Below are 13,064 nucleotides of genomic sequence, written 5' to 3'. Positions count from 1 at the left end.
CTTGTCCGGGCTCAGCCTGCTCCTAAGTTACTGACGGTGAACTCTCAGACAATGAGAGCTCCGTGAGAATCGACGCTCGGGCGGCCAGTACGCTGGGCAGGTGGCCCGCACATCCCGATTGTCGACGAGCGTTCTGCTCACCTGCGCGGCGATCGGGGTTGCGACAGGGGTCCTGCAGGCGGCTGCCGGCGCGATCAGCGCCCCCGTCTCGGCCGCCCTGCCGATCCTCTACGGCCTGGTGCTCGGCGTGCACGTGCTCCCGGGTGTGATCGCGCAGGAGCTGCTGCGCCGGCCCGGGGTCGCGATCATCACCCACCTCGTCGCCGCGCTCGTCGCGAGCGCCGTCGTCCCGCTGTGGATCGGCCGCTACATCGGCACCGCCCTCCTCATCGGCGGACTGCAGGAGCTGATCGCCGCGATCTCGCGGTACCGCCGCTGGGAGCCGTGGCGCTTCTATCTGTCGGCGGTGATCGTGGGCGGTGTGATCGCGGTCGCGATCTGGTTCGCCGCCGACGTGGAGCGTTTCCCGCTGTGGGGCCAGATCATCTACGTCGCCCTGTTCGTAGTCGGCCCCGTGCTGTGGACCGCGGTCGGACTCGCGATAGGCGCCGGCCTCCGCCGGGCGGGCGTCGCGCGCCGCGACCGCGCCTGAGGACATCGCCGGAACCTCTTTCCCACGAGCGGTTAGGGTCGGCTAAATTAGGAGAGGCTCAGCTCACCCTGCTGGCCATCCACTCTCCTGGGAAGTCCCGTGACCGCATTCGAGCGCGAACCTTCCGCCGCACGGTCCCTGAGCTTGTCGAAGGGCGCGGCTGATCCCGCCGATCGGCGACCCGTCCCGATCCTGCAGGTGCGTGAGGTGGGGATCACCCATGACGGCGAATCGACGCCCGCCCCGGCATCCGTGTCGTTCGAGATCTCGCCCGGCGAGGTCGTGCTGCTGCTCGGACCCAGCGGTTCGGGAAAGTCGACGTTGACGCTCGCGCTCAACGGGCTGATCCCGCACGCCGTGCCGGCGGAGGTGACGGGCACGGTCCTCGTCGATGGCGTCGACACCGCAGATACGGCGGTCGCAGAGCTGAGCACACGCGTCGCCATGGTGTTCCAGGACCCCGATGCGCAGCTGGTGACGGGAACGCTCCTCGACGAGGTGGCGTTCGGTCCTGAGAATCTGCGGATGCCGGTGGCCGAGGTGCTCGCCCGCGCCGAGACGGCGCTGCGCCGTGTCGGACTGTGGGAGCGGCGCTCCGAGAACCCCGACCGGCTCTCGGGCGGGGGGCGTCAGCGTCTCGCGATCGCGTGCGCCCTGGCGATGGGCTCTCCACTCCTCGTGCTCGACGAGCCGACCGCGAACCTCGACCCCCGCGGGATCGAAGAGGTCTATGCGGCACTGGCCGAACTCGTGGCCGCGGGCGATCGGGCGATCCTCCTCGTGGAGCACAACCTCGACGCGGCCGTCGGGTTCGTCGACCGCGTGGTCGTACTCGACCACGCCGGACGCCTCGCCGCCGACGGCACCGTCGACGACGTGCTGCGCGTTCGCGCGGACGAACTGCACGCGATGGGGGTGTGGCTGCCGGTGTCGGCGATCGCCGCGCTGCGGCTGCGGCAGGCCGGGTTCGTGCTCGACCCGCTCCCGCTCACCCCCGACGAGCTGCGCGCCGCGCTTGAGTCCGAGCCCGCGCCGCTCGGGGCGGCGATCCGGACGACCGGGTCGCTGCCGGATGCTCCGCTCTCGACCGTCCGGAATCCGAGCGATTCCGAGAACTCCGGACCCACCTCCGAGCGGGCGCCGACGCCGCTCATCACCGTCCGCGGTCTGACGCTGCGTCGCGGCCGGAGCGAGGTGCTGCACGCCATCGACCTCGATGTGGCGCGCGGCGAGTTCGTCGCGATCGTCGGAGCCAACGGCGCCGGCAAGACGAGCCTCATCCAGGCGATGGCGGGTGTCGTCCCGCCGCCGCGCGGCACGGTGCACGTCGACGGGATCGATATCGGACGCGCCGATGCGCGCAGCGTGACCTCGCGCATCGGATTCGTCTTCCAGAACCCCGAGCACCAGTTCATCGCGCACACCGTCTTCGACGAGATCGCCCACGGCCTGCGGCAGCGCCATCTGTCCGACGACGAGGTCCGTGCCCGCACCGAGGTGCTGCTGGAGCGGTTCGGGCTGGCCGACAAGGCCGGCAGCCACCCGTTCCTGCTGTCGGGCGGGCAGAAGCGCCGGTTGTCGGTCGGCACCGCGCTGGTCGCCGGAGCGCCGGTGCTGGTCCTGGACGAGCCGACCTTCGGACAGGACCGCGCCCGCGCCGACGAGCTGCTGGGGCTGCTGTCCGAGCTGAACGACGAGGGAACCACGATCATCGTCGTCACCCATGACATGCAGCTGGTCACCGAGTACGCCGATCGCACGGTGGTGCTCTCGGATGGCCGGGTGCTCGCGACGGGCGATACGCGCGACGTGTTCGCCGACGACGACCTGATCGAACGCGCGGGTCTCCGGCTGCCCCCGCTCCGGCGGGCGCTGCGAGGGGTGCAGCGGCATCCCGAGCTCGCGCGCGTCGCCCGCCTCGCCGATCTGCCGACCGCCCGTGACACGACGGGAGGCGCGCGATGACCGACGCCGGACCCGTCCTCGCCTCGCAGGCGCCCCACGCGGCATTCGACCCTTATGCCGCGCGCGTCGCGGCGTCGCCGGTGAGGTTCCTGTACGGGCTGAACCCGCTCGCGAAGCTCGCCGCGCCCATACCCGCCATGGTCCTGCTGGTGTTCGTGCGGGACGCCGCGACTCCTCTGGCGTTCCTGCTGCTCGCCTACGCCATCCTGCTGGTGGGCGTGACGTTCACGAAGCGGCTCGCGGCCATCCTGCTGCTGGCGGTGCCGCTGGGCGCCGTCGTGATCGGGTTCGGGTTCGCCCTCTGGACCGATGCGGCCCGTGTGGACCAGTCCGTCGTGGTCTGGCAGATCGGCGGGTGGACCCTCTATGGCGGCGCCCTCGCCGTCGGGTTCGCGACCGGCTTGCGACTGGCCGCCATCCTCGCGCTCACCCTCATCGCGGGTCTGTCGACGACCGGCCCCGATCTGGTGCGCGCGAGTGTGCAGCAGCTGCGCGTGCCGTACCGCATCGGCTACACGGCGCTGGCCGCCTTCCGCTTCGTGCCGCGCTTCGGGCACGAGCTCGACGTCATCCGCCAGGCCCACCGGGTGCGCGGCGCACACGGCGGGCGCGGACCGATCGCGGCGGTCGTGCGCTGGTTCGGGTACGTCGTGCCGTTGATGGCCGGGGCGATCCGCCACGCCGAGCGCGTCGCCCTCGCGATGGATGCGCGCGCCTTCGGAGCCCACCCCGACCGCACCGAGCGGTACCTCGTTCCCTTCCGCGCACGCGATGCCGTGTTCGTCGTGCTCTTCTGGGCGACCTCGGCCGCGCTGTTCTGGCTCTTCTTCCCCTGGGGTCTCGGATGACCCCGCCCACCCCGACACCCCACCCCGAGGAGCGCGCATGGCACTGGCCAGTCGACTCGTGAAGCCCGAGACCCAGGGTCTCGTCCACCTGACCGTGTTGCGCCGCGAGCGCCTGTCGCCGCATTGGATGCGCGTGACGCTCGGGGGCGGCGAGATCGCCGCCTTCCGCCCCATGGGGTACGACCAGTGGTTCCGCATCTTCCTGCCGCTGGGCGGCGACGAGGGCCTCGAACGCCTGCCCGCCAAGGCGAACAAGCTCTTCGGGTACCTCCGCTACCTCCGCATCCCCGACGGCATGCGTCCGGTCATGCGCAATTACACCGTGCGGGCCTTCCGCCCGGCGACGACGACGACGACCACGGATGCCGAGATCGACGTCGACTTCGTCCTCCACGGCTCTGCAGAAGACGGCACGGCCGGTCCGGCGTCGCGCTGGGCCGAGTCGTGCGAGCCCGGTGAGAGCGTCGTGATCATCGACGAGGGCCTCGCCTTCAACCCCGCGCGCGGCGTCGAGCGGGTCGTGCTCGTCGCAGACGAGACGGGCCTTCCCGCGGTCGCGGGCATCTGCGCATCGCTTCCGGCCGCAGCGTCCGGGGTCGCGATCATCGAGGTGCCCTCGGCCGAAGATGCGCTCGAGTTCTCGCACCCGAGCGGGATCGACGTGCGGTGGGTCGTGCGCGTTCCCGATGCCAAGCCGGGCACGCTCGCCCTGCAGACACTGACCGAGGCGACTCTGCCGGATGCCCCGTTGCACGCGTACGTGGTCGGCGAGCAGGCGCTGCCGACCGACGCGCGCCGTCACCTCGTCGGCGAGCGCGGCGTGTCGAAGGACCTCGTGAGCTTCTGCGGATACTGGCGGGTAGGCGCAGCATCGCCCGCACCCAGATCGCAGCGCGCGACCGCGGAGACCCACTCGTGAGCGGGCAGGACGAGACCGTGACTCCGCCGGCCGCCGTGCCGGCTCCGCGACGGCGGGGCAACCGCGCCCAGGTGACCACGGCCTACCTGCTGACGTGCGCCGCGATCGGCGTGGCGGGCGGCGTCATGCTGTGGGGTGCCGGCTGGGTCTCGACCGTGCTGTTCGCCACGGTGCCGTTCGTATCGGTCGCGATCGCGGGCCTGTGGCTGCTGCCCGCGACTGTTGCGCTGCGGCTGCTGGAACGACCGCTGGCCGGCATCCTCGTGGGCGCGATCTCGGGCCTCGTGGTCTTCCCGTTCCTCGGCGCCGCGGTGTGGTGGGCGTTCTTCGCCGAGCTGGCGTTCCTCGTCGGCCTGTACCGCTTCTGGAACACCTGGCAGTACTACGCCGGCGCGGTGTTCGTCGGCGCGATCTACCCGGTGCTCGCCGCGGAGTCGTTCAACCTGTGGAGCATGCAGCCCTGGGCGCTCGTGACGTTCTTCGTCCTGACGATCGCGAGCTGTGTCGGCGGCGTCGCGCTCGGCATCCTCGTCGCCGATCGCCTGCGCAAGGCCGGGGTCGCCAAGCTCGCGCGGCGCCGTGGCCTGGCATCGCGAGGCCTCGGCCGCGGAGCGGGGCCTGCCGGCCAGCACTGACGCCACCCGGTCGCGGAGCGAGCGAAGCGACCGGGTGGAACGGCGTGCTGCAGTTTCCTGCGACCGCTGCGTCGCGCGACGCAGCGCTCGCAGGAAAGTGCAGCACCCGCGCGGCGCAGGCGCTAGCGGCGCAGGCGCTAGCGCGTGAACGACGGATGCCGCGGACCAGCCCCTCCGCGGAGGGCCGACCCGCGGCATCCGAGACCGCGCGTGAACTCAGCGCTTGCCGACGATCTTCCGGCTCACGATGTCGCGCATGATCTCATTCGTGCCGCCGTAGATGCGGTGCACGCGCGCGTCGAGGTAGGCGCGGGCGATCGGGTACTCGGTGATGTAGCCGTAGCCGCCGTGCAGCTGCACGCCGATGTCGAGGAGCTCCGCCTCGCGGTCGGTGGTCCAGAACTTGACCTTCGCCGCCTCTTCGGCGGTGAGCTTCGCGTCCTTGTAGAGCATCATGGCGCGGTCCACGTACGCCCACATCACGTCGACGGTCGTGGCCATGTCGGCGAGGTTGAAGCGGGTGTTCTGGAAGTCGGCGATGCGCTCGCCGAACGCCTCGCGGCTCAGCGTGTAGTCGCGCGTCCAGACGAATGCGGCCTCGCCGGCAGCGGCGGCGGCCACGCCGATCGAGAGGCGCTCGAGGGGCAGGTTCATCATGAGCTGGACGAAGCCGAGACCCTCCTTGCCGCCGATGAGGTTCTCGTCGGGCACGAACACGTCGACGAACGAGAGTTCGGCGGTGTCCCAGCCGTGGAAGCCCATCTTCTCGAGCTTCTTGCCGTGGTCGAAGCCGGCCATGCCGTCCTCGAGGATCAGCAGGCTGAAGGCATCCGGGCGGGTGCCCTCGCCCGTCTTGACGAACGTCACGACCATGTCGGCGGTCTTGCCCGACGAGATGAACGTCTTCGCGCCGTTGACGATGTAGCCGCCGTCGACCTTCTTGGCGGTGGTCTTGATGCCGCGCAGATCCGAGCCGGCACCCGGTTCGGTCATCGCGAGGGCGCCGAGGATCTCGCCGGTCGCCATGCCGGGGAGCCACTTCTGCTTCTGCTCCTGCGTGCCCATGTGGGCGACGTAGGGCACGGCGAGGTCGTCCTGGATGCCGAGGGCACCGGCGAGAGAGCCGAGCCCCGCCCCGATGGTCTCTTCGAGCACGACCGAGCGGAAGCGGTAGTCCTGCAGCATGCCGGCGCCGCCGAACTCCTCGGGAACCGAGAGTCCGATGATGCCGGACTCTCCGGCGGCGAGCATGGTGGCGCGGTCGATCTCGCCGTCGCGGTCCCACTGCTTGCGCTTCTCGTCGCTCGCGAAGCGCTTGATGAACTCTTTGACGACCTCACGGAACGCCTCGTGGTCCTCGTCGTAGATGTCGCGCTCCATTAGGCGCCTTCCTCTCGTCTGTGTTCTCTTCGCTGAGGTGTCGAGTCTGCGGAGACATGCCTATCGATGGGATTGCATGTCATCGACAATGGTACTCAGTTTCAGCTGAGCGGATGCCGGATCTCGTTCAGTCGCGATAGTCCGGTGCCGCTTCGAGCCCGAAGAACTCCTCGAGAGTCTGCCATCCGCCGTCGTGGTACGCCCGTGCGAGTTCGGGACCGACATAGCGCAGATGCCACGGCTCAGGCAGATACCCGGTGACGGGTGTCGCCCCGTCGACGTAGCGCACGATCCAGCCCTGCTCCCACGAGTGGTCGGCGATCCATTGGCCCTGTGGGGTGGCCGCGAGGTCGTCGAGTGCCCCGCACGCCCCGGAGCACGCGACGACGTCGGCGCCGAGTCCCGTCTGATGCTCGCTGTAGCCCGGGCGAGCGCTGACCTGGTCGGCCTGTGCGCCCCGCTCGGCGTAGTGACGGCCGTAGGTGCTCTGCTGCGTCTGGTACGAGCGGAAGCCGCTCTCGAGCGCGACTTCGCCGACACCGGCATCGCGGGCGGCGGCGACGAGCGCGGTGAGAGCGGATGCCGCGTCCGACCGCAGCGCGCCCCCCTCGATATTGCGCACCCCGTCGGGCATGATCAGCCCGGTCGGGCGGTAGTCGACCGGGTTCGCCGGGCGCAGCTTGTTGACGACCGCCCATCGACGGGCCGGGTCGGCGAGATCCACGCAGGACGCGCGCCCGGCCGCGACAGCGGCGCGGAATGCCTCGCCGCCGCCCGCGGCGACGATCGCCGCCTCGTCGTCACGCGCCTCGAGCGCGGCGATGAACTCGGGCACCGTGCAGAGATCGGTCACGACCGGGGTCTGCTCCAGCGTGGGGACCGGAAGCTGCTCGACGGTAGACGGTTCGGATTTCAGCCGCATCGTCGCCGACGCCGGATCGGGCGGAGGCACCATCATCGCCGTCACGGCCGCCGAAGACCCGAGCAGGAGGGCGGCACCCACCGCGAGCCCGGCGACCACCGCGAACCTGCGTGCGCGACCGGGGCGCGCGTGCCGCGCAGGGAGCGCACCCGCGGGCGCGGCTTCGAGAAGCCCCGCTCCGCGGGCCGCGCGCCGCGCACTGTGCTCGGCGTGCGGAGCGCTCCGGCGGCGCGCGTCCGGCGGCGCGTCCGCCTCCGAGGGGGTGGATGCCGGATCCTCTACCGGGGGTGCGGCACCCTCCTCGGGGGCACGCCGCGCCGCCTCGTCGCGCATCAGCCGTGCGGCGCGGCGAGAGAGGGGGGATTCGGGCGGTCGGGACACCGTCACGTGTGCCATTGTCACCCGGAAGCAGCGGTGAAAGCGAGGCCGTGGCATCCATCCTGTCTGATGTTCTATTGTCGGCGCGGCGCTGTTGACTCACGCTCGAACGTCTGTTCTCATGGAAGCATGCGGTGGCAAGGACAAGAGCTGGGCGTGGCGGATGCCGCGGCCCTGCCTGGCCTCGAACACCTCAACGGTCTCGTGCGCTCGGTGACGACGCCCGAGTTCGCCGGGGTGACGTTCCACGAGGTGCTCTGCAAGTCTGCGCTCAACCACGTGCCGAGTGCGTCGGCGATGCCGTTCGACTGGACCGTCAACCCGTATCGCGGCTGCAGTCACGCGTGTGTATATTGTTTCGCCCGCGGCACGCACGAATACCTCGAGCTCGATGCGGGACGGGACTTCGATACGCAGGTCGTCGTCAAGATCAATGTCGCCGAGGTGCTCGAGAAGGAGCTCCGGCGGGGAACCTGGGCGCACGAGCCGGTGATGCTCGGCACGAACACCGATCCGTACCAGCGCGCCGAGGGTCGCTACAAGCTGATGCCCGGCATCGTCTCGGCGCTGACCGAGTCGGGCACGCCGTTCTCCATCCTCACCAAGGGCACGCTGCTGCGGCGAGATCTTCCCCTGCTGACCGATGCCGCGGCGAACGTGCACGTGACCCTCGCCATGTCGATCGCGGTGTTCGACGACCAGCTCCAGCACCTCATCGAGCCCGGCACCCCGAACGCGACCGCGCGACTCGAGACGGTCCGGGCGGCGACCGAGGCGGGATTCCGTGTCACCGTCTTCCTGATGCCGATCATTCCGCACCTCACGGACTCGATCGCAGCCATCGACCACGCACTGACGCGGATCAAAGAGGCCGGCGCGGTGCGCGTCGTCTACGGTGCGCTCCATCTGCGACCCGGGGCCAAGCAGTGGTTCCTGCAATGGCTCGAGCAGCAGCATCCTGAGCTGGTCTCGTCGTATCGCGGACTGTATCCGGGGGCCTCCGCCACGGCTCCGAAGGCCTATCGCTCGTGGCTCGCCAAGCGCGTGCGGCCACTCCTGCGGGTGCACGGGCTCGACGGGCGCGCCGAGGACGACGACCCACGGGGCGCTCCCGTCGCCGGTCTCGCGGTCACTTCACGCGGTCGGGCAGCCGCAGCGTCGGCGACACGGACCGCGCCGGCAGGCGCTCCCCGAGCCACCGCCGATCGGCTGTTCTGAGCGGGACAGAGTGCTGCCGGATCGAGCGCCCCGTGTATCAGCAGCGCCCTGGCACGCCACAATGACTGCATGGCGCGCATCCTCGTCTCGGCAATGCCGTTCACCGGCCACGTCACGCCGACGCTCACCGTGGCGGCCGAACTGGTTGCGCGTGGGCACGACGTGCGCTTCTACACCGGCGGTGCATTCGCGGAGAGGGTCGCGGCATCCGGTGCGCGCTTCGTGCCCTGGCAGGCGGCGCCCGACTTCGACGAGAACGACCTGTCGGCGACCTTCCCTCGGCTGATCGGCAAGAAGGGCCTCTCCCAGCTGCTGATCAACGTGCAGGATGTCTTCATCGACACCGCCCCGGCACAGGTCGCCGATCTGCGGGACGAGTTCGCACGGGATCCGTGGGACGTCGTGATGGGCGACGAGGTGTCGGTGGGCGCGGTGCTCTTCCAGGAGCTCCAGCCGACGCGTCACGCCACGCTGGCGGTGCTGCCGCTCAATCTCGCGGGAACCCAGGGGCCGCCGAGTGGAATGGGCCTGCTTCCCGGGCGAAATCCGTTCACGAAGGCCCGCGATGCCGTACTGAGGTCTGCGGTGCCGCTGATCTCCCGGCCGATTCTCGGGCCGATGGCACGAGCGCGAGCGGCCGTCGGCCTTCCCCCCACCAAGCTCACCTTCGAGAAGATCGTCTTCTCTAAGGAACTGGTCATCGCAACGGGCTCACCGATCCTGGACTACGACCGCTCCGATCGGCCGGACCATCTGCACTTCGTCGGACGGCTCACCCCTGCAGCCGCCGCGCCCGGGCCGCTGCCGGACTGGTGGCGCGACCTCGACGGGCGCACCGTGGTGCACGTCACGCAGGGCACGCAGAACATCGATCCGTCGGATCTCTTCCGCCCGACCCTCGAGGCCCTCGCCGATCGCGACGTGCTCGTGGTCGTGGCCACCGGCATCCCGGGCCACGACGCCCTCCCGTTCCGGGTGGCCGGCAATGTGCGCGTCGCCGGCTTCCTGCCGTACGAACAGCTGCTCCCGCGCGTCGACGTGATGATCACCAACGGCGGCTGGGGCGGCACCCTCGCTGCCCTGAGCCACGGCATTCCCCTGGTCATCGCCGGGGGCGACCTCGACAAGCCCGAGATCGCCGCGCGCGTCGCGTGGAGCGGCGCGGGGGTGAACCTGCGCACCGGAACCCCGACGTCCGCGCAGGTCGCGGCGGGCTTCGATCGGGTCGTGTCCGAGCCGTCGTTCAGGGATGCCGCGACAAGTGTCGCCGCAGAGCTGCGGCCGCTGGGCGGTGCGGCGCGCGCGGCCGAGCTGGTCGAGGACCTCGTCGGCGTCGGGCGCTGATCGTTCGGCACGTCACGGCGCGAGGATCACTGCCCGGACGCGAGACGCGCCGACCCTCGAAAGGGCCGGCGCGGCACTGTTCGCTGTTCGCTGTTCGCTGTTCGCGGCGATCAGGCGGTGATCTCCGAGTTGGTCGGCACACGGCCGGCGAGCTCCTCGATCACGTCGTCGCCGACGGCGACGTCTTCGAAGGGCGCGTGGATCTCGGCGCGATCGAGCAGCTCGGTCATGCGACGCTTGCGCTGACGCGTGATGAGCGTCACCACGGTGCCCGAGCGGCCGGCCCGGCCGGTACGGCCCGAACGGTGCAGGTACGTCTTGTACTCGTCGGGCGCGTCGGCCTGGATCACCAGATCGATGTCATCGACGTGGATGCCTCGGGCGGCGACATCCGTCGCGACCAGGACCTGCACTCGACCCGACGTGAGCTTCTCCAGGTTGCGCGTGCGCTTGGCCTGGTTCAGGTCGCCATGGAGGGCGACCGCGTGGATGCCGCGGTCGTCGAACTGCTCGGCCAGCATCTCGGCGTACGCACGGGTGCGAGCGAAGACGAGCGTCTTGCCCTCGCGGTCGACGAGCGAGTCGAGGATCTCGGCCTTGTCGCGGTGCTCGATCACGAGCACGCGGTGCTCGATGGTTCCGGAGTCCTGATCTTCACCGGCGACCTCGTAGACAGCCGGCTCGACGAGGAACTCGTCGACCAGTGCCGCGACCTCGCGGTCGAGGGTCGCGGAGAACAGCAGCTTCTGGCTGCCTTCCGCGGTGTGACGGAGGATCCGCTGCACCGGCTCGAGGAAGCCGAGCTCGCACATGTGGTCGCCCTCGTCGAGGACGGCGATGCGGATGTCGGAGAGGTCGAGCTTGCCTTGGTTGACCAGGTCCTCGATGCGACCGGGGGTGCCGATGATGATGTCGACGCCCTTCCTGAGCGCGCCGACCTGGCGGCCCTGGGGCACTCCGCCGTAGATCTGGGTGGTGAACAGGCCGACACTGCGGGCGATCGGCTGGATCGTGCGATCGATCTGCAGCGCGAGCTCGCGCGTCGGAGCCATGATCAGCGCCTTGGGCGAACGGCCGAACTCACGGCGCTGGCCTGCCTGCGAGCGCAGCACGCTCTCGACCAGAGGGGCGCCGAACGCGATCGTCTTGCCGGAGCCGGTGCGGCCGCGGGCGAGCACGTCCTTGCCCTCGAGGATCGGCGGGATGGTCGCCGCCTGGATCGGGAAGGGTGCGGAGGCACCGAGGTCGACCAGAGCGCGGACGATGTTCTCTCCGAAGCCCAGGTCGGCGAAGGACGTCTCCGCGACGGCCTCGGCTTGGACCGCCTCCGCCTGCAGGCGATCGTGGACGACGTCCACGTGGGCCTCGTGCGCCGCGGTGCGAACGGGGGCATTCTCCCGGTGCCTGGTCCACGCGTCGCTGGCGCGCTGCGCGGAGCCTCCGGGCGCGTGGGCCGAGTCGGAACGGTTCGCGGTGCCTTCGCGGCGGGGACGGTCCTCGTACGAACGGGCCGGACGGTCAGCGGACGAACGCGCCGGACGGTCGCCCTGCGAACGCGCCGGACGGTCGTCGTACGAACGGGCCGGACGGTCATCGCGACGCGGACGGTCCTCGTACGAACGCGCCGGGCGGTCGGAGTAGGAACGAGCCGGACGGTCGCCCTGCGGACGAGCCGGACGGTCATCGCGACGCGGACGGTCCTCGTACGAACGCGCCGGGCGGTCGCCCTGCGAACGCGCCGGACGGTCATCGCGACGCGGACGGTCGTCGGGGCGGAACGAGGGACGGGCGTCGCCGAACGAGCGTCGGTCGTTGCGATCGACTCGATCGAGGTGCGCGCCGCGGGGGCGGTCATCGCGACGAGGGCCATCGAACGAACGCGCCGGACGATCGCCGTTCGAGCGGGCGGGACGGTCATCGTACGAGCGCGCGGGGCGGTCGCCATAGGAACGCGCCGAACGGTCATCGCGACGAGGGCCATCGAACGAACGCGCCGGACGATCGCCGTTCGAGCGGGCGGGACGGTCATCGTACGAACGCGCGGGGCGGTCGCCGTACGAACGCGCCGAACGGTCATCGTTCGAACGAGCGGGGCGGTCGCCATAAGAACGCGCCGGACGGTCATCGTACGAACGCGCGGGGCGGTCATCGTACGAGCGCGCGGGGCGGTCGTCGCGACGCGGACGATCATCGAACGAGCGAGCCGGACGCTCGTCGCGGGAATGCGTACGGATGCCGCGGGCCTCATCGCGACCCGCGCGCTCCTGCGCGTTCCAGCGGCGCTTCGGCGCGGCATCCGTCGTCTCGCCGGGGCGATGGCCCCGGTGACCGGCGCTGCGGCTGCCGACCTGGCCGGTCGATGACTCACCCGGACGGCGCTTGCGGTCCTGGTAGCTCGTCTTCGCTCCGTAGCGCGGCTCGAAGTTCTTCGCCGGACGGCCGCCGGCGGGCTTCTTGTTCTTGGGCATGGGGGTGTCCTTCTGGGTTGTTCTCGCGAAACAGCACTCCCCGGTCGCACGCGTGCGACACCGCTGCGTGCGGTGGGAGTAACCCGGACTGTTCGTCGGCCGGGGGCCATTCGATGTGATGGTCGTCAAGACGGATGCGCCTAGACCATCGGCCCCTTGGACTTCACAAACCCATCCGCGCGACGCGCGGTGTCCAGAGCCGACCGCACCAGCCTACCTGGTCCGCCTGCACGCCCGCTGAGCGCGTCGGACGGCCTCGCAACCCTCTCCAGAATGGCGCACGAAACCGCTCCCACGGCCCCGGAACGACATCCGGGGAGCGTAGTGGCCTGATG

At 70.5% G+C, this 13,064-nt stretch carries 10 protein-coding genes; 7 read left to right on the top strand and 3 right to left on the bottom strand.

Annotated features, from left to right (window positions below):
• Nucleotides 1-100: 100 nt before the first annotated feature.
• The 5 genes from KEC57_RS12340 (at nt 101) to KEC57_RS12320 (ending at nt 5,019) form a co-directional block, all read left to right on the top strand.
• Entirely contained in the window at nt 101-652 is a 552-nt protein-coding gene (locus KEC57_RS12340) for an ECF transporter S component (protein WP_229384910.1), read from the top strand.
• A gap of 138 nt (nt 653-790) precedes the next feature.
• Nucleotides 791-2,617 carry an ABC transporter ATP-binding protein gene (locus KEC57_RS12335; protein WP_372457043.1) on the top strand — a complete coding sequence of 609 codons (1,827 nt, stop codon included), beginning with the start codon at nt 791-793 and terminating at the stop codon, nt 2,615-2,617.
• Nucleotides 2,614-3,465: an energy-coupling factor transporter transmembrane component T gene (locus KEC57_RS12330; RefSeq protein ID WP_229384909.1), complete on the top strand. Its 852-nt coding sequence runs from the start codon at nt 2,614-2,616 to the stop codon at nt 3,463-3,465. Before KEC57_RS12335 ends, KEC57_RS12330 begins: the two co-directional genes overlap by 4 nt.
• Nucleotides 3,466-3,502: 37 nt before the next feature.
• Nucleotides 3,503-4,384 (top strand): siderophore-interacting protein, encoded by an 882-nt coding sequence (locus tag KEC57_RS12325; RefSeq protein ID WP_229384908.1) that lies wholly within the window; start codon nt 3,503-3,505, stop codon nt 4,382-4,384.
• Entirely contained in the window at nt 4,381-5,019 is a 639-nt protein-coding gene (locus KEC57_RS12320; RefSeq protein ID WP_229384907.1) for an ECF transporter S component, read from the top strand. The genes KEC57_RS12325 and KEC57_RS12320 overlap by 4 nt, the downstream gene beginning before the upstream one ends.
• 216 nt (nt 5,020-5,235) lie before the next feature.
• On the opposite strand, the gene KEC57_RS12315 is transcribed toward KEC57_RS12320, so the two are convergent.
• Both KEC57_RS12315 and KEC57_RS12310 read right to left on the bottom strand, forming a co-directional pair.
• A complete protein-coding gene (locus KEC57_RS12315; RefSeq protein WP_229384906.1) occupies nt 5,236-6,399 on the bottom strand; it encodes an acyl-CoA dehydrogenase family protein in 1,164 nt (387 codons plus the stop codon).
• Nucleotides 6,400-6,526: 127 nt separating this feature from the next.
• Nucleotides 6,527-7,708 (bottom strand): D-alanyl-D-alanine carboxypeptidase family protein, encoded by a 1,182-nt coding sequence (locus KEC57_RS12310; protein WP_229384905.1) that lies wholly within the window; start codon nt 7,706-7,708, stop codon nt 6,527-6,529.
• Between the two features lie 120 nt (nt 7,709-7,828).
• Here KEC57_RS12310 and KEC57_RS12305 point away from each other — a divergent pair, with 120 nt between their 5' ends.
• Both KEC57_RS12305 and KEC57_RS12300 read left to right on the top strand, forming a co-directional pair.
• Nucleotides 7,829-8,917: an Rv2578c family radical SAM protein gene (locus KEC57_RS12305; protein ID WP_229384904.1), complete on the top strand. Its 1,089-nt coding sequence runs from the start codon at nt 7,829-7,831 to the stop codon at nt 8,915-8,917.
• 69 nt (nt 8,918-8,986) lie between these two features.
• Complete coding sequence (locus KEC57_RS12300) at nt 8,987-10,261, top strand: glycosyltransferase (protein WP_229384903.1); 1,275 nt, start codon at nt 8,987-8,989, stop codon at nt 10,259-10,261.
• Nucleotides 10,262-10,371: 110 nt separating this feature from the next.
• Here KEC57_RS12300 and KEC57_RS12295 read toward each other — a convergent pair whose 3' ends face one another.
• A complete protein-coding gene (locus KEC57_RS12295; RefSeq protein WP_229384902.1) occupies nt 10,372-12,729 on the bottom strand; it encodes a DEAD/DEAH box helicase in 2,358 nt (785 codons plus the stop codon).
• Nucleotides 12,730-13,064 lie beyond the last annotated feature (335 nt).

It is taken from the genome of Microbacterium allomyrinae, assembly GCF_020682705.1.
Classification (GTDB): domain Bacteria; phylum Actinomycetota; class Actinomycetes; order Actinomycetales; family Microbacteriaceae; genus Microbacterium; species Microbacterium allomyrinae.
Note: the sequence above shows the minus strand (reverse complement) of the source record. Positions and strands in the feature narration are given on the sequence as shown.

Excerpts from the sequence above, each read along its gene's own strand:
- KEC57_RS12330 (WP_229384909.1), top strand. The coding sequence starts at position 2,614 with ATGACCGACGCCGGACCCGTCCTCGCCTCGCAGGCGCCCCACGCGGCA.
- KEC57_RS12325 (WP_229384908.1), top strand. The coding sequence starts at position 3,503 with ATGGCACTGGCCAGTCGACTCGTGAAGCCCGAGACCCAGGGTCTCGTC.
- KEC57_RS12315 (WP_229384906.1), bottom strand. The coding sequence starts at position 6,399 with ATGGAGCGCGACATCTACGACGAGGACCACGAGGCGTTCCGTGAGGTC.
- KEC57_RS12305 (WP_229384904.1), top strand. The coding sequence starts at position 7,829 with ATGCGGTGGCAAGGACAAGAGCTGGGCGTGGCGGATGCCGCGGCCCTG.
- KEC57_RS12300 (WP_229384903.1), top strand. The coding sequence starts at position 8,987 with ATGGCGCGCATCCTCGTCTCGGCAATGCCGTTCACCGGCCACGTCACG.
- KEC57_RS12295 (WP_229384902.1), bottom strand. The coding sequence starts at position 12,729 with ATGCCCAAGAACAAGAAGCCCGCCGGCGGCCGTCCGGCGAAGAACTTC.